Genomic DNA, 26596 nt, shown 5'->3' with positions numbered 1-26596 from the left:
GGCCGTCACGCTAGAACACCAGGCCACGACGCCCCCTACGGGCGGCCGAAACTGCTCCGATCGGGGCAGTACACGTCCGATTGGGGAGCCGCGGACGGGTGATCCACGAGGGTCGCTACGCTCTGTGTTGCCAATCTCGTACCCAGCTCAGAGGAAGCTCCCCGCCGCCATGAGCAATGACTCCACACTCTCGTTCGACCGTATGCGAGGAATGCTGGTGCGCGCCGCGGAGATCCGCGACAGCGAGCAGCAGCAGATCTTCGATTCCCTCGACGAGATCCATGCCCGGCTCGCGGCGCTCGACGCCCTCGGCACCGTGCGCAAGCGGCTCACCGAGCTGCCCGACCGCACCGAGGTCAGCGTGCTGGCCGAGCGGCTCGACGAGACCGTCGCGAAGCTCGACGCGCAGGACGCCACGCTCGCATCCGTGATGCGCGCGGTGGAGTCGCTGCCCGACAAGCTCGCCAAGCCGTTCGCGCAGCTCGACGGGCGCCTCGACGGGATGGCAGGCAGGCTCGAGGGTGTCTCCGGCCGGATGGACGGTCTCGACGACCGCCTCGGCGGGCTGCACAAGCGCCTCGACGACCTCGACAACCGGCTCGACCGCCACGAGATGCGCCTCGACGCGATGCCCACCAACGTCGGCTCGCCGATCAAGGATCGCATCGACGGCATCGAGCGCACCGTCCGCGAGCAGCTCGACAGCGCCACCCGGTCGTTCGACGAGACCGGTGAGGGCCTGCGCAACCTGCTGGGCGACACCAGCATCGGCCTGCACCGCCGGCTCGAGGAGCTCGCCGGCCGTCCCGCCGTCGACCCGACGGAGCCGCTCGACGCGCTCGACAAGCGCCTGGACACCCTCGCCACGCGCCTCGAGGCGATCGCCGGCAGGCTCGACAGCGTCGAGGAGGGTGTCGGTGAGAAGCTCGGCAGCCTCGGCGGCACGATCGACGAGAAGCTGGGCAAGCTCGACTCCCAGCTGACCCAGCGTCCCGACGCCTCGGCGATGAACAAGCTCGTCGCCGTCGCCAACGAGGAGTCCGAGCGGCGCACCGCCGGTCAGCTCGACGACGCCATGGCCACGTTCGCCGAGCTGATCCTCGGTCGCGGCTCCTCGGTGCAGGCACCCCCGCCCCCGCCCCGCCCGGCCCAGCGCCGCGGCCGGGCCAAGGTGTCGGTGAAGTCGTCCAACGGCCAGTCGGTCAACGACACCGTCACCGACGACCCCGACGACGACTGAGCCGCACCCCCGCAGCACCCCGATCGCCGCGAGATCCGCGCTCCCCACCCCGTTCCGGTGGCGGGCCCGGAGCTCGCGGCGATCGTCGTTTCCGGGGCGGGTCGATCCGTCCCGACAGAACGCCCCTACGGGCGCACGGTGCCCAGCAGGAGGTCCGGGCGCACCGCCGGCTCGTCCGTGATCCCCACGCCACCCTCGAGGGCCGCACGGGCCCCTGCCACGGCCGCGGGGGTGTCGGTGTGGAGTTCCAGCAGCGGCTGGCCCGCCTCCACCTGCTCCCCCGGCTCCACGAGCAGCAGGACGCCGGCGCCGGCCTGCACCGCGTCCTCCTTGCGGGCGCGACCGGCCCCGAGGCGCCAGGCCGCGACGCCGACGGCCAGCGCGTCGCAGGAGAACGATCCGGCGCGGTCCGCCACGACCGTCTCGACATGGGTGGCGACGGGCAGCGGCGCCGACGGGTCGCCGCCCTGCGCGGCGATCATGCGCTCCCACACCGGGTAGGCGGCGCCGGAGGCCAGCACCTCCGCCGGGTCGACGTCGGTGATGCCGCCGAGCGCGAGCATCTCCCGCGCCAGCGCCACGGTCAGTGCGACGACGTCGGCGGGACCGCCGCCGCGCAGCACGTCCACCGACTCGGCGACCTCCAGCGCGTTGCCGACCGCCCGGCCCAGCGGTACCGACATGTCGGTGAGCAGTGCCGTGGTCGCGAGCCCGTGCGCCGTGCCGATCCGGACCATCGTCTCGGCCAGCTCGCGGGACCGGTCGAGCGTCTTCATGAACGCCCCCGACCCCACCTTGACGTCGAGCACCAGCCCGCCGGTGCCCTCGGCGATCTTCTTGCTCATGATCGAGCTGGCGATCAGCGGGATCGACTCGACGGTGCCGGTGACGTCGCGCAGCGCGTAGAGCTTGCGGTCGGCGGGCGCCAGCGTCGGGGTGGTGGCGCAGATGACGGCGCCCACGTCGGCGAGCTGCGCCGCGATCTCCTCCAGCGACAGCGATGCGCGCCAGCCGGGGATCGACTCCAGCTTGTCCAGCGTGCCGCCGGTGTGGCCGAGCCCGCGCCCGGACAGCTGCGGCACCGCCGCGCCGCAGGCCGCGACGAGCGGCGCCAGCGGCAGGGTGATCTTGTCGCCGACGCCGCCGGTGGAGTGCTTGTCGACCAGCGGGCGGCCGACGTCACCGAGGGAGAGCACCTCGCCGGAGTCGATCATCGCCTGGGTCCAGCGCGAGATCTCGTCGGTGTCCATCCCGTTGAGCAGGATCGCCATCGCCAGCGACGCCATCTGCTCGTCGGCGACGTCGCCGCGGGTGTAGGCCGCCAGCACCCAGTCGATCTGCTCGTCGGTCAGGCGACCCCCGTCGCGCTTGGCGGTGATCACATCAATGGCGCTGATAGTCGACACCCGTGGAGCGTATCCGCCGGATGGAGGTGCCCTGCGGACGTCAGGGCAGGTCGTCGGGCCCGAACGCGTCGGGCAGGACCTCGCTCATCGGCAGCACCCCGCGCGGGGTGTCGACGAGGCAGTCGGGGCCGCCGAACTCGTAGAGCACCTGGCGGCAGCGCCCACACGGCATCAGCAGGTCACCGGTGCTCGACCGGCACGCGACGGCGACGAACCGGCCGCCGCCGGTGAGCCGCAGCTGCCCGGCCATCGTGCACTCCGCGCACATGCCGAGGCCGTAGGAGGCGTTCTCGACGTTGCACCCGGTCACGATGCGGCCGTCGTCGCACTGCGCCGCCGCGCCGACGAACAGGTGCGAGTAGGGCGCGTACGCCGATCCCGCGACCTCGACGGCCGCGGCCCGCAGCGCGTCCCAGTCGGTTCCGTTCTCAGTCACCTTCGCCTCGCCGGTACTCGAGGCCGTCGGCAGCGGGCGGGCGCAGGCGTTGGGACGCCGCGGCGAGCACCACGAGCGTGACGATCTGCGGCGCGTACGACGCGAACTCCGTCGGGATCGTGTCGATCACCAGGTAGAGGACGTACACGATCACCCCGGCCCCGGCGGCGATCGCCGCTGTGACCCAGCGCCGCCGTGCCACCCACACGACCGCCACGACGACGGCGAGCAGCGTGGCCCCGTAGAGCAGCGCGTGCACCGCCTCGCCGCCTGCCCGCAGCTGCAGCCCGTCGACGTAGCCGAACAGCGCCGAGCCGGCGAGCAGCCCGCCGGGCCGCCAGTTGCCGAAGATCATCGCGGCGAGTCCGATGTAGCCACGGCCGCCGGTCTGGCCCTCGAGGTAGCCGAGCTGGCCGGGGTTGAGCACGAGTGCCGCCCCGCCGAGCCCGGCGAGCGCGCCCGACACGATCACGGCGACGTACTTGTGCGTGTAGACCGAGACGCCGAGCGACTCGGCGGCCACCGGGTTCTCCCCGCACGAGCGCACCCGCAGCCCGAAGCGCGTGCGCCACAGGATCCAGAAGCTGATCGGCACGAGCGCGAAGCCCAGCACCACCAGCGGTGTCAGCCCGGACACCACGCCGCGCAGCAGACCGGCGACGTCGGAGACGAAGACGCGTTTCTCGTTCTCGAGATCACCGAGCCAGTCGGCGAGCGGCTGGATGGAGAACGTGTCGAACCCGGTGAGCCGCGGCGACATCCGCGGGTTGTGCGACACGGGGAAGAACAGCAGCGTGGAGAGGTACTTCGCGACGCCGGTGCCCAGCAGCGTGATCGCGACGCCGGACACGATGTGGTTGACGCCGAACGTCACGGTGGCGACCGCGTGCAGCAGCCCGCCGAGCGCGCCGAACACGATGCCGCCGATCACGGCGGCCCACGGTCCCCACTGGTAGCCGGCGAACGCCGCGCCCCAGGTACCGAGGATCATCATGCCCTCGAGCCCGAGGTTGATCACGCCGGAGCGCTCCGCCCAGAGCCCGCCGAGCCCGGCGAACAGGATCGGCAGCGTCAGCTGCACCGCGGCCTGCGCCGTGCCGCTGGAGGTGAGCTGCACCTGCCCGGTCAGCGTGACGGTGATGGCGAGCACCACCATCGCCACGAGGACGACGAGCGCTGCCGACGCCCAGCGCGGCAGGTTCCACAGCCGGTTCGCCTTCCGCGCAGCGGGAGGTGGCGCGACCGGATCGGCGAGCGTCATGACGTCGCCCCTTCCGCAACCGGGGCGGCCGCGGCGGCGCGCAGCTCGGCGGCCACCCGCCGCTGCTCGGCGGCGAGGCCGTAGCGGCGCACGATCTCGTAGGCGACGACGACCGACAGCACCACCGAGCCCTGCATGATCAGCACGATCTCGCGGGGCACCCCGACGTTGTCGAGCGCGAGCGCCGACTTGTCGAGGAACGCCCACAGCAGCGCGCCGATCGCGATCCCGGCCGGATGGTTGCGGCCCAGCAGCGCGACCGCGATGCCCGTGAAGCCGTACCCCTGCGGCGCGATGATCGTGTAGACGTGTTCGCGGCCGAGCAGCTCGGGCAGCCCGACCAGCCCCGCGATCATACCCGACATGATCATCGCGATCAGGACCATGCGCCGGGCGTCGACGCCGCCCGCGGTGGCCGCCGTCGGCGACTCACCCGATGCCTTGAGCTCGAACCCGAACCGGGTGCGGCCCAGCAGGAACCAGTAGCCCAGCCCCAGCGCGGCGGCCACGAAGACCATCCCGAAGATCGTGCCGGAGGCGCCGAGCGGGATGCCGGGGAACCAGCCCGACGGCGCGATCGGCTCGGTGGTGATGTTGTTGCCGGCCAGCCGGCCGAACGTGTCGGGCCGGATCAGGAACGCGATCATGCCGACCGCCAGCGCGTTCAGCATGATCGTGGAGATCACCTCGCTGACCCCGCGGTAGGCCTTGAGCAGCGCGGGGATCAGCGCCCACAGCCCGCCGACGAGCACGGCGACCAGGATGATCACGATCACGTGGATCACCGGCGGCAGCGGCAGCATGCCCCCGACGATCGCCGCCACGCACGCGGCGAGGCGGTACTGGCCCTCGACGCCGATGTTGAACAGGTTCATCTGGAAGCCGATCGCGACCGCCAGCGCGGCGAGGTAGTAGATCGCCCCGCTGTTGATCACGTCGACCGCGGTGGTGCCCTGACCCAGCTGCGTGATCATCGCGACGAGCGCGGTGCCCGGCGACGCGCCCGTGATCAGCAGGGCGATCGCGCACAGCAGCGCGGCGAAGGCCACCGCGAGCAACGGGGGCAGTGCGACGGTGCGGAGCCGGTTCACGCGGCCCCCTCCTCGCCGCCGGCGCCGGTCATCGACACACCCAGCTCCTCCGGGGTCACGGTTGCGGGATCGGCGTCGGCCACCAGCTGCCCGCGCAGCATGACCTTGATCGTGTCGGAGAGGCCGATCAGCTCGTCGAGGTCGGCGCTGATCAGCAGCACCGCGAGGCCGCGCGCTCGGGCCGCCTTCAGCTCGTCCCAGATCCCGGCCTGCGCCCCGACATCGACACCCCGGGTGGGGTGCGACGCGATGAGCAGGACGGGGTCACCGGACAGCTCGCGACCGATCACCAGCTTCTGCTGGTTGCCACCCGACAGCGCGGCGGCCGGAACGTCGACACCCGGGGTGCGGACGTCGAACTCCGCGACGATCCGCTCGGTGTCGCGCCGTGCCGCCACCTTGTCGATCAGTCCGATGAGGCCGCGCCGGGCCACGGGCGGGCGCGTCTGGTAGCCCAGCACCCGGTTGGCCCACAGCGGCTGGGTGGCGAGCAGCGCGTGCCGCGTGCGGTCCTCGGGGATGTACCCGATGCCGGCCTCGCGGCGCGCCAGCGTGCTCGCCCTGGTGACGTCGGCGGTGCCGACCGTGATGATGCCGGCTTCCGCCCGGCGCATGCCCATGATCGTCTCGACGAGCTCGGTCTGGCCGTTGCCCTCCACGCCTGCGATGCCGAGCACCTCTCCGGCGTGCACGACGAGGTCGACGCCGTCGAGCAGCGGGCGCCCGCCGGTCTCGCCTGCCAGGCGCAGCCCCTCGACGCGCAGCACCTCGCGGTCGGTGACCGTCGACTCGCGCGTCTCCGGGCTGGGCAGCTCGCTGCCCACCATCATCTCGGCCAGCTTGCGGCTGGTGACCTCACGCGGGTCGGCCGTGCCGACGTAGGTGCCGCGGCGGATCACCGTGATCGAGTCGGCGATCGCGCGCACCTCGTCGAGCTTGTGGGAGATGAACAGGAACGTGTAGCCCTCGCCCTGCATGCGGCGCAGGGTGGCGAACAGGTCGTCGACCTCCTGCGGCACGAGCACGGCGGTCGGCTCGTCGAGGATGACGATCCGGGCACCGCGGTAGAGCACCTTGACGATCTCGCAGCGCTGCCGGTCGGCCACCCCGAGGTGCTCGACCAGCACCGTCGGATCGGCGTCGAGCCCGACGGTGCGCGCGAGCTCGACGATCCGCTTGCGGGCCCTGGCCCCGATGCCCAGCTGCGCCTCGGCACCGAGCAGGATGTTCTCGGCCACCGTCAGGTTGTCGGCGAGCATGAAGTGCTGGTGCACCATGCCGATGCCGGCCTTGATCGCGTCGGACGGGGAGCGGAACCGCACGACCTGGCCGTCCACGGAGATCGTGCCCTCGTCGGGCTGCTGCAGCCCGTAGAGGATCTTCATCAGCGTCGACTTGCCGGCGCCGTTCTCACCGCACAGCGCGTGGACCTCGCCGCGTCGGACCCGCAGGTTGATGTCGCGGTTGGCGACGACCCCCGGGAACCGTTTGGTGATGCCGGCGAGTTCCACCGCGTAGGAGGAGTCCGCCGGTACTGCTGCGGTGTCCGCTGTCACGGGTCTGCAGCCTCCCTCGATCGGATTCGGACGGGTCGGGGCGCGTCGCCCACCACTGTGGCCGACGCGCCCCGATTTGCGATCCGACCGCCTACCGCGTGGACTTCACCGTGATCTTGCCGCTGACGATCTCGGCCTTGTAGCCGTCGAGCTTGGCCTTGATGTCGTCGATCTTGCCACCCGAGGTCGCGTAGCCGACGCCGTCGACCTTGAGGTCGAAGGTCTTCGGCAGGGTCGTCAGGTTGTTGGACGCGAGCGCCGTGACGTAGTCGTACACCGCGACGTCGACCCGCTTCATCATCGACGTGATGATCACGTCCTTCACCGCGGCGTCGGCGGTGAGGTACTGGTCGGAGTCGACACCGATCGCGTAGCGCGGGCTGTCGGCCGTGGTCTTGGCCTTGACCGCGCTGAACACGCCGGAGCCCGACGCACCGGCCGCGTGGTAGACGACATCGGCGCCGGCATCGAGCTCACCGGTGGCGACGACGTTGCCCTTGGCGGGGTCCTGGAAGCCGGTGAAGTCACCGGCCGGGCTGATGTACTTGGTCTCGATCTTGATGTTCGGGGCGACCGCCTTGGCACCCTGGATGTAGCCCGCCTCGAACTTCTGGATCAGCGGCACGTCGACGCCACCCACGAAGCCGATGTGGCAGGCCTTCGTCTTGAGCGCGGCAGCGGCACCGACCAGGAACGAGCCCTGCTCCTCGGCGAACACCAGCGGCGTCACGTTGGGCAGCGAGACCGACGAGTCGTCGACGATCGCGAACTTGACGTCGGGCTTCTCCTTCGCGACGACACCGAGCGCGGTGGCGTACTTGAAGCCGACCGTGATGATCGGGTTGTAACCACCGTCGGCGAGCTGGCGCAGCCGCGTCGCCGCGGCGTCGTCGGGCTCGTTGGCCGAGGCCGTGAGCTCCTTGACGTCGGTGAGGCCGTAGTCCTTCTTGGCCTTGTCGATGCCGGCGGCGGCGGAGTCGTTGAACGACTGGTCGCCACGACCGCCGATGTCGAACGCGATGCCGACCTTCATCTTGCTGGCATCGGGCTTGGCGCCTGCTGCCGCGGTGGGGGCTGCGGCACCTGCTGCGTCGGGGGCGGCCCCCGTGGCACAGCTGTTGCCGGAACCTGCGGTCGCACCGGCGCCGCCCGAGCCGGCCGGCGCGCCGGTGTCGCGGGCGCAGCCCACAACCACCAGAGCGCTGGTCAGCACGGCTGCTGCCAGTACGAAGCCTCGTCTGATCCGCACTGAAGAACGCCTCCTGGTTCTGGCCGGTCCCGTGTCGGACCCGCCGCGACGAAGGGGGACCGTAACCGAGGGAATGCCTCATTCACATGGTCGACTTCGCGGCGTGACCGAATCGTCGATTTCGTTCAGTGAGCGTTTCGTCACCCATCGCATGCATTCGGGGGCGGTGTGCAACATTCGGGTGTGATCACGTGCAGGCAGATGGACGGAGCGAGACATGGATGAGGCCACCGTGACGATCGACGCCGAACCCAGCCGGGTATGGGCGACGATCACCGACATCACGCGGATGGGGGAATGGAGCCCGGAGTGCCGGGGCGGCCGGTGGGTCGGTGGCGCGGCCGGTCCGGCGGCGGGCGCGAGGTTCATCGGCTCCAACGCGCACGGGCTGGTGCGCTGGCGGACCCACTGCCAGGTGGTCGTGTGCGAGCCGGAGACCCGGTTCGCGTTCACCGTGGCCGAGAGCGGCATGACGTGGGGCTGGCGCGTGGATCCCGAGGACGGCGGCACGCGGCTGACGCAGTGGCGCGACCACACGTCGAAGACGCCGTTGGTGGCGCGGATCGCCACCGGGAGCGGCCTGCTCGGCAAGAACCGGGAGACGCTCATGGTCGACGGCATGCACCGCACCCTCGAAGCCGTGAAGACCCGGCTGGAGCGCATGCCCGTGTGACCGTCGAGAACGACGTTACCGTGATCGACAGGGCCTTTCGATCATGACAACGTCGTTCTCGACGGTAGGGTCGCGCGGTGTCGTGGCTGGGTGCGGTCCTGCTCGTCGCCGCGCTGACGGCGCCCGTCCAGGCGGTGGGTTGCGCGGGGCAGGACGTGCCCCCCGCCGTCGCCACCGAGGCCACCGTCACACCGTTGCCGTGGCCTGCCGAACCCGTTGGCGGGGCCGGGCTGGGCACCTGCGGTGACGTCGGCCCGGCAGGCGTTCCGGCCGTCGGTGCGGCGTCCTACGTGCTGGCAGACCTGGACTCCGGCGCGGTGCTCGCCGCCCGCGCCGCGCACGCGCGCCACCGCCCGGCCTCGACGTTGAAGGTGCTCACCGCGCTCGTCGTGGCCCGGCGGCTCAACCCCGACACGGTCGTCGACGGAACCGCCGAGGACCTGCGCGTCGACGGCAGCAAGGCCGGCATCGGGCCCGACGGTCACTACACCGTGGCGCAACTGCTCGACGGGTTGCTGCTCAACTCCGGCAACGACGCTGCCGAGGCGCTGGCCAGGGCACTGGGCGGGGACGCCGCGACGACGGCCGCCATGACCGAGACCGCCCGCGGCATCGGGGCGCTCGACACCCGACCGGCCACGGTGTCCGGGCTCGACGGTCCAGGGATGGCCATGTCGGCCTACGACCTCGCGGTGATCTACCGGGTGGCGATGCGGGAGAAGCTCTTCGCCTCCACCATGGCCACCCGGATGGTCGCGTTCCCCGGTTACGGCCCGAAGCCGGGCTTCATGCTGTCGAGCAACGAGCTGTTCGTCGCGAACTACCCGGGCGCGGTGAACTCGAAGTCGGGTTTCACCGACGACGCGCGGCACACGCTCGTCGCGAGCGCGGAGCGCGGCGGCCGCCGGCTCGTGGTGACCCTGATGCGCGGCGAGCAGGCACCCGTGCCGATGTGGCGCCAGGCGGGGGCACTGCTCGACTGGGGGTTCACCCAGCCGGCAGGCGGGCCCGCGATCGGCACGCTCGTGGACACCGCCCCCGTCCCGCCACCGACGGTTGCCCCCGTAGCGGCCCCGCTGCCGCCCGCCCCACAAACCGCGGCGGACCCGGTGCTGATCGGCGCCGCCGGTGCCGCGGTCGCGGTGCTGCTCGCCGTGGCGGCCACGTTCCTCCTGCGGCGCCGACGGCGCTGACGCGTCTACTCCTGCGGTGGCGTGTGCGGGCGGCGCAGCAGCCGGAACACGCCACCCGCCACCCGGTTGACCTCGGAGATCGCGTCGTAGACGCCGTCGGTGACGCCGTCGTGGGCCTGGCGCACCACCCGGGCCGCGCCACGGGTGGTGGCGATGGAGTCGAGCACGTCGAACGGGATGTCGGAGATCACCCGGTGCACCCCGCGGACGCCGGACGTGCCGGCCTCGACGGCGTCGGTGGCGAACTCCTGCACCGCGATCAGCTCGTCGGCCGTGAGGGGGTCCGGCTCCCGATCGAGCTCCAACTTGACCGCGGCCGAGCGGCGTGCGAGCGCGCGCAGCTTCCCGTCGAGGCCCAGCAGCGTGAAGATCGCGGCGAGCAGCGCGCCGAGACCGAGGAGTGCGAGCACCGCGAGCGCGGGATCGAGCGAGCCTGCGGTGGCGGGCACGTCAGCGCGCCCGGGGCTCGACGATGCGCACCTCGGCGCGGACACCCTGTTCGGTCAGCCCTGCCACCAGCTGCGCCGCGGCGCGCGCCGCGACCTCCCGGCCGACGATGCGGGGCACCAGCGTGCCGAACCGGCGGGCCACCCAGGACTCGCGCGAGGCGAGCTCGTGGGCGTTGAGGATCTCCACCGACAGCATCGGGTTGCCCACCGGGGCCCGCAGCGCGGGTGCGCGGCCCTCCGCGGTGGCCTCGAGCTCACCGACCTGGTCGTCCAGGGCCGCAACGCGCTCCCGCAACGTCACGGCTTGGCGCCACAGGACCGCTCCGGCCAGCAGCTCCAGCGCCAGCACGACCAGCACCACGACGGTCCACATGGCCCATCCTCGCCTTCCCGGAGGGGAGCAGCGTAACCGCGGGGATCAGGAGCGCTTGCGAGACCTGAACAGGCCCAGGCCGAGCACACCCGTCAGGACCCCGGCCCCGAGCAGCCCGGCGGCAGCCGCGGGGCTGGGTCCGGACTGCATCACGACCTCGGAGCGGATCACCGCAGGACCCGGTACCGGTGCGGGCTTCTCCTGCTCGTTCTCCCGGGACGTGGCCGCCCACGCGGTGACGAACAGGATGAACCGCGACATGAAGAAGGCGAACACCAGCAGGCCGATGAACGGACCGATGATCCGGCCGGTCGGTGAATCGCCGACGATCTTCAGGTAGTAGGTCATGACCTGCTTGAGCACCTCGAAGCCGATGGCGCCGATCACCGCTGCCCGTACCGCGCTGCGCAGCGTGGCGTGCTCGCGCGGCAGCCGCGCGATCACCCACAGGAAGATCAGCCAGTTCGCGAGGAGCCCCAGCAGTACGCCGAGCACCTTGAGCAGGATCGTGGCCCATTCCTGGCCGCCCAGTCCGACGGCATTGAGGACGGTCGTCGCGAACCCGGACACCAGCCCCGTGATCGCGAACGAGACCACCATCGCGAGCCCGAGTCCGAGCAGCGTGAGCAGGTCGAACAGCATCCGCTTGAGCAGCGCGGGCGCCTCCGGAACCTGGCCCCACTGCTCCGACAGCGCCTCGCGCAGGTTAGACATCCAGCCGATCCCGGAGTAGAGCGCACCGAGCAGGCCGATGATCCCGATCGAGTTGCGGGACGTGATGGCGTTGTCGACGATCGGGTTGATCAGCTGGTCGAGCCCGGCGGGCACGTTCTTCGTGATGCCGGCCTGCAGCTGCGTGAGCAGGTCGGGTTGCGCGGCCAGCACGAAACCGGCGATCGCGAAGCCCACCAGCAGCAGCGGGAACAGCGACAGCACGCTGAAGTAGGTGATCGCCGCGGCGTAGTGGTCACCGTGGCGCTCGGTGTAGCGCTCCCCGGCCCGCACGATGTGGTCGAGCCACTCGTGGCGATCGCGGAACTGCTGGAACTTCGACGGCTCCGCGGGCTCCTCGAACTGCGCCGCCTTCGCCCGGACAGCATCCGCATCGGTGTCGACAGCGGTCGCCACGGCGCTCACCTCATCTGCGTCAACGGGTCACCCGGCGGGTGGCAGGAACCCGATCTTTGCGTAGACCGCGGCGAGTGTCGCGCTGGAGACCTCGCGCGCCCTGCTCGCCCCGGCGGCGAGCACCCGATCGAGCTCGGCCGGGTCGTCGAGGTAACCCTGCACCCGCGCGGCGAGCGGGGTGGTGAAGTCGGCGACGATCTCGGCGAGGTCCTTCTTGAGGTCGCCGTAGCCCTTGCCGGCGTAGTCGGCCTCGATCTCGGTGACCTTGCGGTCGGTGAGGGCCGCGTAGATCGTGAGCAGGTTGGAGATGCCGGGCTTGGCCTCCTGGTCGAAGCGGATCTCGCGCTCGGCGTCGGTGACGGCCGAGCGGATCTTCTTCGCCGACACCTTCGGGTCGTCGAGCAGGTTGACGATGCCGGCGGGGCTGGAGCTGGACTTGCTCATCTTGGCGCTCGGGTCCTGCAGGTCCTGGATCTTGGCGGTGCCCGCGAGGATGTAGGGCTCCGGCACCGTGAGCGCCTTGCCGAACCGGCTGTTGAACCGCTGCGCGAGATCGCGGGTGAGCTCGACGTGCTGGCGCTGGTCCTCGCCGACCGGAACGCGATCGGCCTGGTAGAGCAGGATGTCGGCGGCCTGCAGGATCGGGTACGTGAACAGACCGACGGTGGCGCGGTCGGCCGTCTGCTTGGCGGCCTTGTCCTTGAACTGCGTCATGCGGCTGGCCTCACCGAAACCGGTGAGGCACCCCAGCACCCACTCCAGCTGGGCGTGCTCGGGCACGTGGGACTGGACGAAGACGGTGCAGCGCTGCGGGTCCAGGCCCAGCGCCAGCAGCTGCGCGGTGGCGTTGCGGGTGCGCGCGGCGAGCGTCTTCGGGTCGTGCTCAACGGTGATCGCGTGCAGGTCGGGCACGAAGTAGAACGCGTCGTGGTCCTCCTGCAGGGCCACCCACTGCCGCACCGCACCGAGGTAGTTGCCGAGGTGGAAGGAGTCGGCTGTCGGCTGGATGCCCGAGAGCACCCGCGGACGGCGATCGGTGACAGGCGCGGTCATGCGGTGATTCTCCCAGTCCCCGTTTTTCGTGGAGCGTGTGGCTGTCACAGCCGTTGGCGTGCACAACCGTTGGCGTGGGGGCGCCCGAAGCCGGTGGCCATAGGCTGAGGCCGTGCAGTCACCCGAGCTCGTCACGGTAGGTCCGAAGGAGCTGGGGTTCCAGGGTCTGGACAACTGGGGGCTGGGGGCGCGGTCATGGCCCGCGGGCTCCGGACGTCCGGTGCTGCTGGTGCACGGGCTAGCCGCCAACGCCCGGCTGTGGGACGAGGTCGCGGGGCACCTCTCCGCGGCCGGGCACCCGGTGCTGGCCGTGGACCTGCGGGGCCACGGATCCTCGGCAGCGGTGCCCGACACCGACACCGACGACCCGGACGCCCCGGCGAAGGACCCGACGCACACCGCGGCGTCCGACCTCGCGGCCGTCTGCGACGAGCAGGGTTGGGCGGCACCCGTGGTCGCCGGGCACGCCTGGGGCGGCAACGTCGCGCTGCAGCTGGCCGCCGACCGGCCCGCGCTGGTGCACGGGCTCGCCCTCGTCGACGGCGGTTGGCTGCACCTCGGTGACCAGTGGCCCAACCTCGACGACGCGTGGGGTGTGCTGGCGCCGCCGCAGTTCGACGGGATCACCGCGGAGCTGTTGTGGTCGAGCCTGCGGGCCGGGCACCCGGGCTGGTCCGACGACGCGGTCAGCGCGGTGCTGGGCAACCTGCAGGAGCGTGATGACGGCACGGTGACACCGTGGCTGGAGCGTGACCGCCACCGCGGCATCCTCGGCAGCATGCTGCGCCACAAGCCGCGGGCGCTCTACGCGCTGGTGCGCTGCCCGGTGTTGCTGCTCGCCGCGGTCGGACCCAGCACTCCCCCGCGCAAGCGCGAGCAGCTCGCCAAGGCCGTGGCGGCGCTGCGCAACGCCGAGGTCGTGGAGTTCCCGGGCGGCGACCACGACCTGCACGCCCAGCAGCCGGAACGGGTGGCGGAGCTGATCGCCGGGCTGACCTGAGCCCATCTCGCCTTCCCCGTTGCCCGCAGCTGCCGGCACTCGTAGCGTCGTCCCATGACCGTCGACCAGCCCGTCGCCGTCGCCAGGCAAGTGGATCAGGACGGCGAGGAGAACCCGTACCTGCTCGGGATCTTCGCGCCGGTCCACGACGAGATCACAGCCGGTGACCTCGAGGTGATCGGCGAGATCCCGCGCGACCTCAACGGCGTCTACCTGCGCAACGGCCCCAACCCGCGCTACGCCGCGCCGGGCCGCTACCACTGGTTCGACGGCGACGGCATGGTCCACGCGATGGCGTTCGAGAACGGGCGGGCCCGCTACCGCAACCGCTACGTCCGGACGCGGGCGTTCGGCCAGGAGGAAGCCGCCGGGTCGGCGTTGTGGACCGGCGTCATCGAGTCACCGCGGGGCAACCCGATCGGCACCGCGCGCGGGCTGCCGTTCAAGGACAGCGCCAACACCGACCTGATCCAGCACGACGGCCGGGTACTCGCCACCTGGTACCTGTGCGGGCAGCCGGTGGCACTCGACCCGCTGTCGCTGGAGACGATCGGGGCCGAGACGTTCCTCGGCACGCTGCGCGGTGACGTGATGGCCCACCCGAAGCTCGACGAGGCCACCGGCGAGCTGATGTGGTTCGACTACGGCGCGCGTGACCCGCTGCTGCGCTACGGGGTGGTCGGGGCCGCAGGCGAGATCGTGCACGAGGTGGCCATCGACCTGCCCGGCCCACGGCTGCCCCACGACATGGCGATCACCGAGCACTACTCGATCCTCATGGACCTGCCGCTGGTGCAGGACCAGGCCGCGGCTCGCCAGGGCCGCTACAAGCTCTCGTTCGACCGGGAGATGCCGTCGCGGTTCGCGGTGATCCCGCGTCGCGGCACGGCGTCGGACGTGCGGTGGTTCGAGGCGGCGCCCTGCTACATCTACCACGTCGTCAACGCCTGGGAGGACGGCGAGACGATCGTGCTCGACGTCTGCCGCGTCACCCGCCCGGAGCCGAAGCCGACCCGCCCCGGCCCGCTGGGCAAGCTGCTGGGGTACCTCCAGCTCGACGCCCGGCTGCACCGCTACGTCTTCGACCTCACCACCGGCACCACCACCGAGACCCAGCTCGACGACGCCAACACCGAGTTCCCGTCGATCGACTCCCGGATGGTCGGCAGGCCCAGCCGCTACGCCTACAACGTGCACATCGCCGGCGGGGAGACCGTGCGGTTCGACGGGCTGCTGCGCTACGACCGCGTCACCGGCGAGCGGCAGGACCACCGCTTCGGGCCAGGTCGATTCGGCAGCGAAGCGCCCTTCGCTCCGCGCGACGGCAGCACCGGCGAGGACGACGGCTACCTCGTCAGCTTCGTCACTGATGAGCGCGATGGACGCAGCGAAGTGCAGATCCTGGACGCGTCCGACCTCACGGCGGGCCCCGTTGCCAGGGTGCTGCTCCCCCGGCGCGTACCGGTGGGCTTCCACGCCACCTGGGTGCGCCAGGACCAGCTCCGCCCGTCCAGGCCGTAGCTCAGGCCCGCCGGCGCGCCTACCCTCGTCATCATGAGTGCGCGTCCCGGCCTGACCTACCGGTACGACCATTTGATCAATTTCCGGCACTTCGACTTCCCGCCGGGCAGCCACCACGGATTCCGCTGGGTCGACATCAAGCGCTACACGATGCCGTCGGGTCCGGCCGTCGACCGCGCCGCCGACCGCGCCGTACTGGCCGCGCTGATCGCCGACCCGCAGTTCCGCGACACCTACGACGGCGCCGGGGCCGACAGCAACAGCAACCGGCACGGCCAGTGGTGGCTCGACCGGCTGGCGCCCAGCGCGTACGAGCGCGTCGGTGCGCGGGCCGCAACAGCGGTGATCAGTTCGTGGGCCACGCAGCACGGCAGCCTGCCCGATGAGCTCGGCGCGAGCCTGATGCACGAGGTCTACGCACCGATCCTGATGGCATCGAGCCGGTACCTGCTGGGCCGGCTGCCCGTGCAGGCGATGCACGACTACGGGCCGGTGCACGTCGACTTCCACGAGCTGGTGCTGATCGACCGGGAGTCCGGTTCCCTGCTGCTGATCGTGGCGGCGGACGACTAGCGCCGCGCCCCCACCTCGTTGCAGGAAAGCCACTTTCCCGCAACGAGGTTGCAGGAAAGTGGCTTTCCTGCAATCCGAGGGCCCGCCTCACACCACCCGGAACGTCGCCCGGCCCCCCACGAACGTGGCCTGCACCGGCATCTCCCGCAGCTCGGACGGGGTGGCGTGCCACGGGTCCAGCCCGACCACCACGACGTCGGCGGCGTCCCCCACGGACAGCTCGGCGCGACCCGCGCTCGCCGCGGCCAGCGCGGTGGGCAGGTCGATGGCCTGCTCGGGATGCCACGGCGGCCGGTCGTCGTCGGTGCGGCTGACGGCCGCTGCGATCGCCTGCCACGGGTCCGGTTCCGCGACCGGCGCGTCGGACCCGAGGTGCAGCGTGGCACCGGCGGCCACGAGCGACCCGAAGGGGAACGCCCACCGCGCGGTCTCGGCCCAGTGCCGGTCGGCGACGTCGCGGTCGGTCATCGCGTGCTGCGGCTGCACCGAGGCCACCAGGCCCGGACGGGCGAAGCGGTGCAGGTCGGCCTCGTCGACGAGCTGGGCGTGCTCGATGCGGCCCGGCCCGCCGACGGCCTCGAACGCGTCGAGCACCACGGTGTTGGCGCGGTCGCCGATCGCGTGCACGGCCGGGCGCAGGCCGCCACCCACCGCCGCCGTCATGAGCTGCTGCAGCTCGTCGGGCTCGATGAGCAGCATGCCGTGGTCGTGCTCGTCGGTGACGTCGGGATAGGCGTGGTAGCAGTAGGCCGTGCGGGTGTTGAGCGAACCGTCGACGATCACCTTGAACGGTCCGACCCGCACCCGGCCGCCCGTGCCCGGCAGCACCGCGTCGCTGCGCAGCCCGGCCGCCAGGGCCTGCTCGAGCCACGGCTGCCAGATCGACGCCTGCACGCGCAGCCCGAGGTCCCCGCGTGCGGCGCGGCGCGACCAGTCCGCGATGTTGTCGGCGAACTCGAAGTCGAGGACCTCGGTGATCCCCTTGGCAGCCGCGGCCGCCGACGCCTCGGCCACCCAGGTGTCGGTGAGCTCGGCCGGCTCCTCCTGGCTCAGCCGGAGCTGCACCTCGAAGCTGTCGCGTTCGCGCAGCACACCCGTCGGGTGGACGATCTCGAGCCGGCGCAGCGCAGCGGGGCTGAGCCAGGTGGTGTGCAGGTCCATGCTGACGACCGCGACGGCGACGCCGGGCAGCGCGCGCTCGAGCATCGACGCGTGCGGCGCATCGGCCCACAGCGCGTCCTGGAAGCCCTGCGCCCGCACGATGTCGTTCCGCCCGACCGAGCCGGCAGCCGCCACCAGCGCCGCCACCCCCGTCGCCGACGTCGCCGCCGAGACGTCGATCCGCCTGCGGAAGCCCGACCACTGCGTCCAGTGGACGTGGCCGTCGACCAGCCCCGGCAGCACGTACCCGCCACCGGGCACGTCGACGACGTCGTCGCCGGCGCGCACCGGCGCCTCGCCCGCGCCGGTGATCGCCTCGACGCGACCGTCGGCCAGCCGGACATCGACGCGGGGCCCGCCGCCGGCCGTGCTGACCCCACGCAGGACGACAGGGGCCGCGGGATCCGACGGTTCGAGGATCTGCTGCATCGGCATCTGCGCGACGCTACGGGCGAGAGGGCGGACCTCGTCGTGAACCCCGGTCAGTGCTCCGGCTCGGCGTCCCCGGCAGCGGCGTCCTCGGCAGCGGGAGCGGGCCGGTGCACCTGCACCACACCGTTCTCCAGGTCGATGGGACCCAGCCGCCACTTCTGGCCGTCGCCCGCCTCACCGGCCTCGTCGAGGATCTTGCGTCCCGGGAACAGCTCACCCAACACACCCATACGGCAACGCTACGCCGCGCCGGAGCGCGCTCGCACACACCGCAACCGCACGGCACACACCATGTGCGGTGTGTGCCGTGGTGGCGCGGTGTGTGCGAGCGGTCAGGCGGGGGTCAGCGGCAGCAGACGCGGCGCGGCGCTGCTCGCCGGCACGAGACGCTCCACCGGCTCCTTGTACGTGGTGCTGCGCTGGCGCACCGGACGGCCGGCCTTCTCCGCGATCGCGGTCAGCTCGGCCACCGTGCGTGCCGAGCCGTTCTCCGACCCGGCCATCCGGCTGATCGTCTCCTCCATGAGCGTGCCGCCCATGTCGTCGGCGCCACCCTGCAGGATCTGCGTCGATACCTCGTCACCGAGCTTCACCCACGAGCACTGGATGTGGTCGATCCGCCCGTGCAGCCCGAGGCGGGCGAACGCGTGCACCGCCCGGTTGTCACGCTCGGTGGGACCGGGCCGGGCGATACCGGCCAGGTAGATCGGCGAGTTGGTGTGCACGAACGGCAGCGGCACGAACTCGGTGAACCCGCCGGTCTCGTCCTGCAGTGCGGCGAGGGTGCGCAGGTGCCCGAGCCAGTGCCGCGGCTCGTCGACGTGGCCGTACATCATCGTCGAGGACGACGGCACGCCCAGCCGGTGCGCCGTGCCCACCACCTCGAGCCACTGCGCGGCCGGCAGCTTGCCCTTGGTGAGGATCCAGCGGATCTCGTCATCGAGGATCTCCGCGGCCGTGCCCGGGATCGAGCCGAGCCCGGCGTCGCGCAGCTCGGTGAGCCACTCCGCGATCGACACCCCCGCCTTCGCCGCCGCGGACACGATCTCCATCGGCGAGAACGCGTGCACATGCATGCCCGGGACGGCGGCCTTCACCGCCCGCACCAGGTCGGCGTAGAACGTGATCGGCAACTGCGGGTCGATGCCGCCCTGCATGCAGACCTCGGTGGCGCCGAGCTCGGCGGCCTCCACCGCCCGTGATGCCACCTCGTCGAGCGAGAGCCGGAACGCGTCGGCGTCCCGCTCACGCTGGGCGAACGCGCAGAACCGGCAGCCGACGTAGCAGACGTTCGAGAAGTTGATGTTGCGATTGACGACGTAGGTGACGTCGTCGCCGTTGACGGACTTGCGCACGTCATCAGCGATCCGGGTGAGCTCGTCGAGCGCCACCCCGTCACTGATCAGCACGGCCATCGCGGCCGCCTCGTTGGCCGGGTCGAGCAGCGCCGCGGGATCGGACGCAGCCAGCGCCAGCCCGGCCCGGACATCGGAGTCCAGACGTTCGGGAGCACCGTCGATACGCGCTCCGCTGACGCTGCGCGCGTGATCCTGCCGCGTGGCCGCGAGCTCCTCCCCGACGGCGTCCCAGTCGCCGTAGACCGAGGAGAAGTCGCCGCGCCGGTCCTCGGTACGACCCTCGGTGTCGATCGAGGTGTTGAGGTCGATGCGACCGGTGGACTCGAACCCACCGTCGGGCTCCTGCCACGGCCTGCCGACGACCTCGGCACTGGAGTTGGCCAGCCCCGTCTCCGGATCCGCCAACGCCGCGACGTGCGCGAGCAGACGCGTGTCGATCCACGGGGAACCGGCCAGCACGAACTTCGGGTACGCCGTGAGCCGCTCGCGCATGGTGAAACCCTCAGCAGCCGACCGCGCCGCGAGCTCGTCGATCGCGGGCCACGGCATCTCCGGGCTCACGTGATCGGCCGTGATCGGCGAGACGCCACCCCAGTCGTCGATGCCCGCGCGCAACATCAGCCCGAACTCGTCACCGACGAGGTTCGGCGGCGCCTGCACCCGCATCTTCGGACCCAGCACCAGCCGGGAGACCGCGATGGTGGCCGCCAGGTCGTCCAGATCGGCGTCGGGGTCGTTCGCCATGGCGGTATCGGGCTTGGCGCGGAAGTTCTGGATGATCACTTCCTGGATGTGGCCGTGTGCCCGCGCCGCCGACCGGATCGCGAAGATCGACTCGGCGCGCTCGACCCGGTTCTCACCGATCCCGATGAGCAGCCCGGTGGTGTAGGGCACCCCGACCCGGCCGGCGTCGGTGATCGCCCGGATCCGGACGGCGGGCTCCTTGTCCGGGCTGCCGTAATGCGGGCCGCCCGGCTCGCTCCACAGCCGCGTGGCCGTGGTCTCGAGCATCATGCCCATGCTCGCGGCGACGGGCTTGAGCCGCGTCAGCTCCTCCCACGACAGCACACCCGGGTTGAGATGGGGCAGCAGCCCCGTCTCCTCCAGCACCGCGATGGCGCTGGCACGGACGTAGTCGATGGTGGACGAGTAGCCGCGCGCCTCCAGCCACTCGCGCGCGGCGGGCCAGCGCTCCTCCGGCCGGTCGCCCAGGGTGAACAGGGCCTCCTTGCACCCGGCGGCGGCACCGGCCCTGGCGATCTCCAGCACCTCCTCGCGCTCGAGGAACGCGGCCGGCAGCCGGTGCGGGACGGTGGCGAACGTGCAGTAGTGACAGCGGTCGCGACAGAGCCGGGTGAGCGGGATGAACACGTTGCGGGAGTACGTGACCACACCCGGACGGCCCTCGGCGACCAACCCGGCGTCGCGGACCCGCCCGGCGGCGGCCAGCAGCTCATCGAGATGCTCACCACGGGCACCGAGGAGCACCGCGGCCTCGGTGACGTCGAGGACCGCACCGTCACGAGCCCTGCGCAGGGCCCGCCGCACCGCGGAGTCGGGCGGGGCCGGCTCGGCGTGGACGCGCACACGAGGGAGAGGAACGTCGGTCATGGACCTCACAGTAGGTCGCGTGAGGGCGGCGGTCGACCGTGCGGACGCCGCCGTCTCCACCGAGCTGTGATAATCACAGTCAGGCGGGCTCGCCTCGACACCGGCGGTGCGCGGGGTGTGCACTGGACGGCTGTGCGCTTCCCCCGCCGCGGCGTCGGCGTCCTGCTCGTCCCCCGCCGCGGCGTCGGCGTCCTGCTCGTCCCCCGCCGCGGCGTCGGCGTCCTGCTCGTCGCTGCGCTGCTGGGCGCCTGCTCGTCCCCCGGCCCGCCCGACGCCGAGCCGCTGGCGACGCGCACCGTCATCACGTCCACCTCCGACGGTGACCGCAGCGCGATCGTCCACCACCCCGCCCGGGCGCGGCGCGGGGCACCGCTGGTGGTGGTGCTGCACGGCTCGAGCGGCAGCGGGCAGGCCATGCAGGCCGAGCTCGGGTGGGATGCACTGGCCGAGCGCGAGGGTGTCGTCGTCGCCTATCCCGACGGCATCGGCCACGCCTGGAACGCCGGGCGCTGCTGCGGGCGGGCCAGCACCAGCAGCGTCGACGACGTGCGCTTCCTCGACGCGCTGCGGGCGCAGCTCGTGCAGACCGACGGGATCGATCCGACCCGCGTCTACGCCGTGGGCTTCTCCAACGGCGCGATGATGACCTACACCTGGGCCTGCGGCCGACCGGGAACGCTCGCCGGGATCGGGGCGGTGGCGGGCTCGCTCGTCGCGGCCTGCCCGGCGCCCGCGCCCATCACGGTCGTCGCGGTGACGGGGACGTCGGACCGCAACGTGCCGATCGAGGGCCGCCCCGACCGCGGCTGGCCGGGCCTGGACGACTCGATCGCCCCGTTCCGCGCGGCGGCCGGTTGCCCCGCCCAGCCCGCCGTCAGCACGACGGGCGGCGCGGAGATCCGTTCCTGGACGTGTGCGGGCGGCCGCACGGTGACCCGCGAGGTGATCGCCGGCGTCGCGCACGCGTGGCCGGGCGGAGGCTCCGGAGCCGGCACGACGCTGCAGCCCACCGACGCCACCGGCTACCTCTGGTCGCTGCTGCGCCCGGCCCACACCTGACCGTCGAGAACGACGTTGTCATGATCGAAAGGGCCTGTTGATCACGGCAACGTCGTTCTCGACGGCTGCGCGAGGACCGGGGTCACGGGACCCACCTCGAACGCCATCAGGCGACGTCCGCCGCTTCCCCACCCGTGACGGCCACCAGCTCCGCGAAGGTGGTGGGGAAGACCGCGTGCGCGATGCCACCGGCGGCCCACACCTCGGGGTACTGCTCCAGTGCCCGGTCGACGAGCGTGCGCAGCGGGGCCGGGTGCCCGACGGGGGCCACCCCGCCGATGACCTGCCCGGTGGCTGCGCGGACGAAGTCGGGCGTCGCCCGGCGCACCTTCGCGACCCCGATCAGCGCGGCGACCCTGGCCGTGTCGACGCGGTGCGCACCGGAGGTCAGTACGAGCAGCGGCGCACCGTCGGCGTCGAAGACGAGGGAGTTGGCGATCTGGCCCACCTCGACCCCGAGCGCCTCGGCGGCGGCCGCGGCCGTGGCGACCGCGTCCGGCAGCACCTGCAGCCGGGCGATGCGGGAGGGTTCGGCACCGCCGGCGGTGAGCGCGGCGAGCACCAGTTCGACGTTGCGATGGACGGACGTGGTCACATCGAGCAGGGTGCCACGACGGCTCAGCCGGCGGGCGGGGATATCCGGGTGCCGGTCAGCTGGTGGCCGTCTGCGGCGTGCAGCACGCACAGCTGCTGGCGGGTGTCGTAGCTGCCCCCGACGGCGCGGCCGAACGCGGCCGCCGACGGCACGATCGCCACCGTCTGCAGGGTGGCCTTGTCCGGTCCGGTGATCGTGTCCGTTCCGAAGATCGACGAGCAGGTGGCAGCGGCGGCGGCGGCGAGCGCCTCGCGCCCGGGGTAGGAGACCGCCCCCGACGAGGGGAACGGGGTGAGGGCGGCGAACACCTCGATGTCGTGGGGCTCGTCGCAGCTCGTGGAGGACCCGGGCGTGAACGAGGTTCCGACGCCGAGCTTGCCGGTGGCGCAGTCGGCGGGGCCGAGCTCGAACGCCGGCAGGTCGCCACCCTCGCCGTAGGTGTAGGCGACGGCCCCGGCTGCCGGCGCGCCGGTACCGGGCGCACCGGCTGTGGGGACACCGGCTGCGGGCGCGCTGCGAGCCGCGCCCAGCACGAACCCGCCGACCCCGCCTGCGACCAGCGCGATCACGGCGACGAGCGCCGCCCACCACGGCGACAGCCCGCCGGGTCGGCGCCGGATCGCGGACGGGGTGGTGGCCGTGCGCGTCGCGGGCTCCGGCACGGGCTGCTGCCCGGTGACCGGCGCGTCCAGCATCGCCAGCGCCTCGGCCGCGCCGATCCGATCGGCCACCGGGCGTCGCAGCAGGCCGTTGATGACGCTGCCGAGCCTGCTGCGGGTGCGGAGCACCGGCAGCTCGGTGTGCAGCACCGCGGAGATCGTGGCGGCCGTGGTGTCGCGGGTGAACGGGCTCTCGCCCCGCAGCGCGTAGGAGAGCGTGGCGCCCAACGCCCACAGGTCCGACGCGGGGGCGGCGGGCTCGCCGTCCAGCCGCTCAGGTGCCATGTAGCCGGGCGACCCGACCATCGCCCCGGTGGAGGTGAGCCGCGGGTCGTCGGCGGCCTGCGCGATGCCGAAGTCGGTGAGCTTGACCCGGCCACCCGAGGCCAGCATCACGTTGCTGGGCTTGACGTCGCGGTGCACCACCCCGCTCTCGTGCGCCGTGCGCAGCGCGGTGAGCATCTGCCGGGCGATGACCAGCACGGCACTCTCGTCGAGCGGGCCGTTCGCCTCGACCACCTCGGTGAGGGTGCGGGCCTCGATCAGCTCCATGACGATGTGGTCGACGCCCTCGTCGGCGATCACGTCGTAGACCGTGACGATGGACGGGTCGTTGAGCCGCCCCGCGGTGCGCGCCTCGCGCAGCAGCCGCTCCCGGAACCTGCGGTGGTCGTCCGGGCTCAGGCCCTGGGGCAGGTGCAGCTCCTTGACCGCGACCTGCCGGCCCATGACGCGGTCCTCGGCCCGCCACACCACACCCATGCCACCGCGGCCGAGCTCGCCGAGAACGACGTAGCGGCCGCCGATGACCCGCGTGGTCGGGCTGATCGGGTTCATGCGCCCGGACCGTAGCCGACGGTGACGGGGGCGTTGTCCGACGCCCGGGCACGCGCCCTGAGCGGGACGGCGGGGCGGAACATGCATCGCAGAGTACGGCGACGTAGCCGCACGGATCCGAGTGCACGACCGTTCACGATCGCGTAACGGACTGTGGCTGGGTCGCGACGTAGAGCCGCCCCCACTTGCTCCCCGCAAGGTGAACGACCCTCCGGAGTCTTCGTGCTCACGCTGTCTCGTCGTGCCCTCGTCCTGTGCGTGTCCGGTCTCGTGGCCGCTGGAACCGTCGTGGTCCTCGCGACCACGGCCAGCGCGTCCACCGGTCACAACGACCGGCCGGACGGGTTCTACATGTTCTGCACCCCGATCGACCGCACCCCCGGTTACTACTGCACCCCCACGGACGACAACGGCCACAACTGGCAGCCGGGGCACCCGAACCCGGCGCCGCCGGTGACACAGCCGCCGAAGCCTCCGATCATGGTGCCACCGACCACGGTGCCGCCGCTCGACGAGGGCACGCCTGATCCGACGATCGCGCCGCCGAAGCCGACCAAAGAGCCGAAGCCCGTTGGGACCAGGGAGCCACGGACTCCGGCAGAGATCCCGAACCCTGCGAACGATCCTGGCCCGTTCCCACAGGGATCCGATGCAGCCGCGGAAACAGGGGCGAGCCCTCACGCATAAGGCCTAAGGGACCGGAGTCGCAACGTCAGGTCAACGACAGCGCCCCCGCCCTTGGGCGGGGCCATTGTCATTCAGTCGGTCGCGTGCGGCCACGGCGCGGGCCGAGTTCGGTTCCGCTGTCCGGCAGTAGATGCGGACGAGCCCAGTCGTGGGCCGTCATCGCGGGAACCCCGGTGAGTCGGCTGATCTCTGGCCAGCTCAGGCGGTCGCGCTGGTACAGCGTGGCGATCGCACGGCCGATCCGGTCCGGCCCGGCCTTCCGTAGCTCCGTCCAGGTACGGATCAGCTCCACCAGCTCTTCGTCGGCGAGAGTGTCGACGTCGCGAGCGATCAGGCGCGCGAGGGCCTCGACGCGCTCCGAAACCGGCTGGTCGTCCGCCATCCGGGTAGTCTGGGTTCGGCTTTCTTACGAATCCCGCAAGGTCGTCCGAGTGAGCGAGATGATCTATGCCGTGCACACGACCCGGCCCGACGACGTCGGGGCCGTCGAGATCCTGTTCCGTTCCCAACGCGAGGCGCGGTCCTACGCCAAGGATCGATCGAAGGACTTCCGGGTACTGAGCGCGTCGGTCACGCGGTACCTCATGGGCGAACTGGGCACCCGGCACCCGGTGGCGTGGTTCATCGGCGGAGTCGAACAGTCGGGCCGGGCCACACGACCGGGCGGGCTGTACCCGACCGATGCCGTACCGGCGGACTAGACGCGCAGCGTCCGAGTCCGGCCGCCGATGACCCGCGTGGTCGGGCTGATCGGGTTCATGCGCCCGGACCGTAACCGACGGTGACGGGGGCGTGGTCCGACCACCGCTCACCGTGGCTGGGCGCGCGCTCCACAGCGGCCGTGAGCGCGCGGGCACCCAGCCCGGGCGTCGCGACCTGGTGGTCGATCCGCCAGCCCACGTTGTTGTCGAAGGCCCGGCCGCGCACCGACCACCACGAGTAGGGGCCCTCGACGCCCGGGTGCAGGGCACGCACCACGTCCACCCAGCCTGCCGCGAACAGCGCCGCCAGCCAGGCCCGCTCCTCGGGCAGGAAGCCCGCGTTCTTGAGGTTGCCCCGCCAGTTGCGGATGTCGGCCTCGGCAGGGGCGATGTTCCAGTCGCCGCAGACCAGCACCTCGCGGTCCTCCGCGGCCGCCTTCTCCCGGCGTTCGTGCAGGTAGGGGGCGAACTGGGCGAGGAAGCGCTGCTTCTCCTCCTGGCGCGGCGTGCCCACCGCGCCGCCGGGCAGGTAGAGCGAGGCCACCGTGAGCCCGGGCAGGTCGACCTCGAGGTAGCGGCCGGATCCCTCGAACTCCGCCGCGCCGAAGCCGACGCGCACCCCCTCTGGCGGCTGCCGGGTCAGCACGGCGACACCGTTGCGGCCCTTCGCGGTCTCGCACGGCGCGTAGCTCACGAACCAGCCGTCGGTGAGGCCCTCGGGGATCTCCTCGGGCAGCGCTCGCGTCTCCTGCAGGCAGACGACGTCGGCGGCGGTGGCCGCCAGCCAGGCGCGCAGGCCCTTCGGCGCGGCAGCGCGCACCCCGTTGACGTTGACCGTGCTGACCGTCACCACCGCTGCAGCGTCCCTCAGGAACAGGTGGAGCCCGTCACGGGGGTCAGGTACTGGTCGAACGCCCACTGGCCGCCCGCCAGCTGGCGGAACCCGCCGCTGATCACCTTGAGGCCGTCGACGCGATCACCCTTCACGAGCTTCTGCACGACGCCGGCGTCCTGGTCGGGACCCGAGCGCACGTTCAGCTCGGCGACGGCCACCTCCAGCACGCACCCGGTGCTGCCGGTGGCGGCGGAGCGCAGCTCGGTGAGGCCGCCGCGGTCGATCACCGCGATGACCGCGAGCACCGTGCCGGCGATGAGCACGAAGGCCCAACCACGGAACGTGGACGCGGTCGGCTTCTTCAGCTTGATGTTGAGCTTGGCCATCGCTCGGGTCTCCAGGGGGCCGTCGGAACACCCACCGTAGCGGAGCGGACACGCCGATCGCACCACGTGAAAC

The 26596-nt window shown here is 72.0% G+C and carries 26 protein-coding genes; 8 read left to right on the top strand and 18 right to left on the bottom strand.

Annotated features, from left to right (window positions below):
• Positions 1–202: 202 nt before the first annotated feature.
• Positions 203–1240, top strand: coding sequence for a PA containing protein (locus ACFPFQ_RS26820; protein ID WP_379623584.1), 1038 nt, complete (start codon positions 203–205; stop codon positions 1238–1240).
• A 125-nt stretch (positions 1241–1365) separates the two neighbouring features.
• On the opposite strand, the gene ACFPFQ_RS26815 is transcribed toward ACFPFQ_RS26820, so the two are convergent.
• From ACFPFQ_RS26815 to ACFPFQ_RS26790, 6 genes are all read right to left on the bottom strand, one after another.
• Positions 1366–2646 (bottom strand): thymidine phosphorylase, encoded by a 1281-nt coding sequence (locus tag ACFPFQ_RS26815; protein WP_379623582.1) that lies wholly within the window; start codon positions 2644–2646, stop codon positions 1366–1368.
• 40 nt (positions 2647–2686) lie between these two features.
• A complete protein-coding gene (locus ACFPFQ_RS26810) occupies positions 2687–3082 on the bottom strand; it encodes a cytidine deaminase (RefSeq protein WP_379623580.1) in 396 nt (131 codons plus the stop codon).
• Entirely contained in the window at positions 3075–4343 is a 1269-nt protein-coding gene (locus tag ACFPFQ_RS26805; RefSeq protein ID WP_379623578.1) for an ABC transporter permease, read from the bottom strand. Before ACFPFQ_RS26805 ends, ACFPFQ_RS26810 begins: the two co-directional genes overlap by 8 nt.
• Positions 4340–5434, bottom strand: coding sequence for an ABC transporter permease (locus tag ACFPFQ_RS26800; RefSeq protein WP_379623576.1), 1095 nt, complete (start codon positions 5432–5434; stop codon positions 4340–4342). The genes ACFPFQ_RS26805 and ACFPFQ_RS26800 overlap by 4 nt, the downstream gene beginning before the upstream one ends.
• Positions 5431–6990: an ABC transporter ATP-binding protein gene (locus ACFPFQ_RS26795; RefSeq protein WP_379623574.1), complete on the bottom strand. Its 1560-nt coding sequence runs from the start codon at positions 6988–6990 to the stop codon at positions 5431–5433. Before ACFPFQ_RS26795 ends, ACFPFQ_RS26800 begins: the two co-directional genes overlap by 4 nt.
• Positions 6991–7081: 91 nt before the next feature.
• Positions 7082–8239, bottom strand: a complete 1158-nt coding sequence (locus ACFPFQ_RS26790) for a BMP family lipoprotein (protein WP_379623572.1) — start codon at positions 8237–8239, stop codon at positions 7082–7084.
• Positions 8240–8456: 217 nt separating this feature from the next.
• Here ACFPFQ_RS26790 and ACFPFQ_RS26785 point away from each other — a divergent pair, with 217 nt between their 5' ends.
• On the top strand, positions 8457–8912 hold the full coding sequence (locus ACFPFQ_RS26785; protein WP_379623570.1) for an SRPBCC family protein: 456 nt from the start codon (positions 8457–8459) through the stop codon (positions 8910–8912).
• A gap of 77 nt (positions 8913–8989) precedes the next feature.
• Positions 8990–10105, top strand: a complete 1116-nt coding sequence (locus ACFPFQ_RS26780) for a D-alanyl-D-alanine carboxypeptidase family protein (protein WP_379623568.1) — start codon at positions 8990–8992, stop codon at positions 10103–10105.
• A 5-nt stretch (positions 10106–10110) separates the two neighbouring features.
• On the opposite strand, the gene ACFPFQ_RS26775 is transcribed toward ACFPFQ_RS26780, so the two are convergent.
• Genes ACFPFQ_RS26775 through trpS form a run of 4 tightly spaced genes read right to left on the bottom strand, consistent with a single transcriptional unit; the run spans position 10111 to position 13108 of the window.
• Positions 10111–10554: a hypothetical protein gene (locus tag ACFPFQ_RS26775; RefSeq protein WP_379623566.1), complete on the bottom strand. Its 444-nt coding sequence runs from the start codon at positions 10552–10554 to the stop codon at positions 10111–10113.
• Between the two features lies 1 nt (position 10555).
• On the bottom strand, positions 10556–10927 hold the full coding sequence (locus tag ACFPFQ_RS26770; protein WP_379623564.1) for a hypothetical protein: 372 nt from the start codon (positions 10925–10927) through the stop codon (positions 10556–10558).
• A 45-nt stretch (positions 10928–10972) separates the two neighbouring features.
• Complete coding sequence (gene yhjD, locus ACFPFQ_RS26765; protein ID WP_379623562.1) at positions 10973–12055, bottom strand: inner membrane protein YhjD; 1083 nt, start codon at positions 12053–12055, stop codon at positions 10973–10975.
• Between the two features lie 27 nt (positions 12056–12082).
• Positions 12083–13108 (bottom strand): tryptophan--tRNA ligase, encoded by a 1026-nt coding sequence (trpS, locus tag ACFPFQ_RS26760; RefSeq protein WP_379623560.1) that lies wholly within the window; start codon positions 13106–13108, stop codon positions 12083–12085.
• A gap of 112 nt (positions 13109–13220) precedes the next feature.
• Between trpS and ACFPFQ_RS26755 the strand changes: the two genes are divergently transcribed.
• Genes ACFPFQ_RS26755 through ACFPFQ_RS26745 form a run of 3 tightly spaced genes read left to right on the top strand, consistent with a single transcriptional unit; the run spans position 13221 to position 16202 of the window.
• On the top strand, positions 13221–14108 hold the full coding sequence (locus ACFPFQ_RS26755) for an alpha/beta fold hydrolase (protein ID WP_379623558.1): 888 nt from the start codon (positions 13221–13223) through the stop codon (positions 14106–14108).
• 54 nt (positions 14109–14162) lie between these two features.
• Positions 14163–15629, top strand: a complete 1467-nt coding sequence (locus tag ACFPFQ_RS26750) for a carotenoid oxygenase family protein (RefSeq protein WP_379623556.1) — start codon at positions 14163–14165, stop codon at positions 15627–15629.
• Between the two features lie 33 nt (positions 15630–15662).
• On the top strand, positions 15663–16202 hold the full coding sequence (locus ACFPFQ_RS26745) for a hypothetical protein (protein ID WP_379623554.1): 540 nt from the start codon (positions 15663–15665) through the stop codon (positions 16200–16202).
• Positions 16203–16289: 87 nt separating this feature from the next.
• Here the strand turns inward: ACFPFQ_RS26745 and ACFPFQ_RS26740 are convergent, their stop codons facing one another.
• The 3 genes from ACFPFQ_RS26740 to ACFPFQ_RS26730 form a co-directional block, all read right to left on the bottom strand.
• Positions 16290–17798, bottom strand: a complete 1509-nt coding sequence (locus ACFPFQ_RS26740) for an amidohydrolase (protein WP_379623552.1) — start codon at positions 17796–17798, stop codon at positions 16290–16292.
• A gap of 47 nt (positions 17799–17845) precedes the next feature.
• Complete coding sequence (locus ACFPFQ_RS26735; RefSeq protein ID WP_379623550.1) at positions 17846–18025, bottom strand: hypothetical protein; 180 nt, start codon at positions 18023–18025, stop codon at positions 17846–17848.
• A gap of 102 nt (positions 18026–18127) precedes the next feature.
• On the bottom strand, positions 18128–20764 hold the full coding sequence (locus ACFPFQ_RS26730) for a bifunctional FO biosynthesis protein CofGH (protein ID WP_379623548.1): 2637 nt from the start codon (positions 20762–20764) through the stop codon (positions 18128–18130).
• 117 nt (positions 20765–20881) lie between these two features.
• Here ACFPFQ_RS26730 and ACFPFQ_RS26725 point away from each other — a divergent pair, with 117 nt between their 5' ends.
• Positions 20882–21823, top strand: a complete 942-nt coding sequence (locus tag ACFPFQ_RS26725; protein ID WP_379623546.1) for an alpha/beta hydrolase family esterase — start codon at positions 20882–20884, stop codon at positions 21821–21823.
• 106 nt (positions 21824–21929) lie between these two features.
• On the opposite strand, the gene ACFPFQ_RS26720 is transcribed toward ACFPFQ_RS26725, so the two are convergent.
• The 3 genes from ACFPFQ_RS26720 to ACFPFQ_RS26710 all read right to left on the bottom strand — a co-directional run bounded on the left by ACFPFQ_RS26720 (position 21930) and on the right by ACFPFQ_RS26710 (position 24983).
• Entirely contained in the window at positions 21930–22418 is a 489-nt protein-coding gene (locus ACFPFQ_RS26720) for a YbaK/EbsC family protein (protein WP_379623544.1), read from the bottom strand.
• A gap of 23 nt (positions 22419–22441) precedes the next feature.
• Positions 22442–23914 (bottom strand): serine/threonine-protein kinase, encoded by a 1473-nt coding sequence (locus ACFPFQ_RS26715; RefSeq protein WP_379623542.1) that lies wholly within the window; start codon positions 23912–23914, stop codon positions 22442–22444.
• A gap of 754 nt (positions 23915–24668) precedes the next feature.
• Positions 24669–24983 carry a hypothetical protein gene (locus tag ACFPFQ_RS26710; RefSeq protein WP_379623540.1) on the bottom strand — a complete coding sequence of 105 codons (315 nt, stop codon included), beginning with the start codon at positions 24981–24983 and terminating at the stop codon, positions 24669–24671.
• A gap of 49 nt (positions 24984–25032) precedes the next feature.
• Between ACFPFQ_RS26710 and ACFPFQ_RS26705 the strand changes: the two genes are divergently transcribed.
• Positions 25033–25302, top strand: coding sequence for a hypothetical protein (locus tag ACFPFQ_RS26705; protein ID WP_379623538.1), 270 nt, complete (start codon positions 25033–25035; stop codon positions 25300–25302).
• A 55-nt stretch (positions 25303–25357) separates the two neighbouring features.
• Here the strand turns inward: ACFPFQ_RS26705 and ACFPFQ_RS26700 are convergent, their stop codons facing one another.
• Positions 25358–26155, bottom strand: a complete 798-nt coding sequence (locus ACFPFQ_RS26700) for an exodeoxyribonuclease III (RefSeq protein ID WP_379623536.1) — start codon at positions 26153–26155, stop codon at positions 25358–25360.
• A gap of 14 nt (positions 26156–26169) precedes the next feature.
• Positions 26170–26523 (bottom strand): hypothetical protein, encoded by a 354-nt coding sequence (locus tag ACFPFQ_RS26695; RefSeq protein WP_379623534.1) that lies wholly within the window; start codon positions 26521–26523, stop codon positions 26170–26172.
• Positions 26524–26596 lie beyond the last annotated feature (73 nt).

The sequence above is a fragment of the Pseudonocardia sp. GCM10023141 genome (assembly GCF_042653605.1).
This window is presented reverse-complemented; position numbering and strand designations above follow the sequence as displayed.

Bases quoted from the DNA above. Each gene is read 5' to 3' on its own strand.
- ACFPFQ_RS26805 (WP_379623578.1), bottom strand. From the start codon at position 4,343: ATGACGCTCGCCGATCCGGTCGCGCCACCTCCCGCTGCGCGGAAGGCG.
- ACFPFQ_RS26750 (WP_379623556.1), top strand. From the start codon at position 14,163: ATGACCGTCGACCAGCCCGTCGCCGTCGCCAGGCAAGTGGATCAGGAC.
- ACFPFQ_RS26695 (WP_379623534.1), bottom strand. From the start codon at position 26,523: ATGGCCAAGCTCAACATCAAGCTGAAGAAGCCGACCGCGTCCACGTTC.
- ACFPFQ_RS26745 (WP_379623554.1), top strand. From the start codon at position 15,663: ATGAGTGCGCGTCCCGGCCTGACCTACCGGTACGACCATTTGATCAAT.
- ACFPFQ_RS26710 (WP_379623540.1), bottom strand. From the start codon at position 24,983: ATGGCGGACGACCAGCCGGTTTCGGAGCGCGTCGAGGCCCTCGCGCGC.
- trpS (WP_379623560.1), bottom strand. From the start codon at position 13,108: ATGACCGCGCCTGTCACCGATCGCCGTCCGCGGGTGCTCTCGGGCATC.
- ACFPFQ_RS26730 (WP_379623548.1), bottom strand. From the start codon at position 20,764: ATGACCGACGTTCCTCTCCCTCGTGTGCGCGTCCACGCCGAGCCGGCC.
- ACFPFQ_RS26785 (WP_379623570.1), top strand. From the start codon at position 8,457: ATGGATGAGGCCACCGTGACGATCGACGCCGAACCCAGCCGGGTATGG.
- ACFPFQ_RS26820 (WP_379623584.1), top strand. From the start codon at position 203: ATGCGAGGAATGCTGGTGCGCGCCGCGGAGATCCGCGACAGCGAGCAG.
- ACFPFQ_RS26715 (WP_379623542.1), bottom strand. From the start codon at position 23,914: ATGAACCCGATCAGCCCGACCACGCGGGTCATCGGCGGCCGCTACGTC.
- ACFPFQ_RS26770 (WP_379623564.1), bottom strand. From the start codon at position 10,927: ATGTGGACCGTCGTGGTGCTGGTCGTGCTGGCGCTGGAGCTGCTGGCC.
- ACFPFQ_RS26735 (WP_379623550.1), bottom strand. From the start codon at position 18,025: ATGGGTGTGTTGGGTGAGCTGTTCCCGGGACGCAAGATCCTCGACGAG.
- ACFPFQ_RS26740 (WP_379623552.1), bottom strand. From the start codon at position 17,798: ATGCCGATGCAGCAGATCCTCGAACCGTCGGATCCCGCGGCCCCTGTC.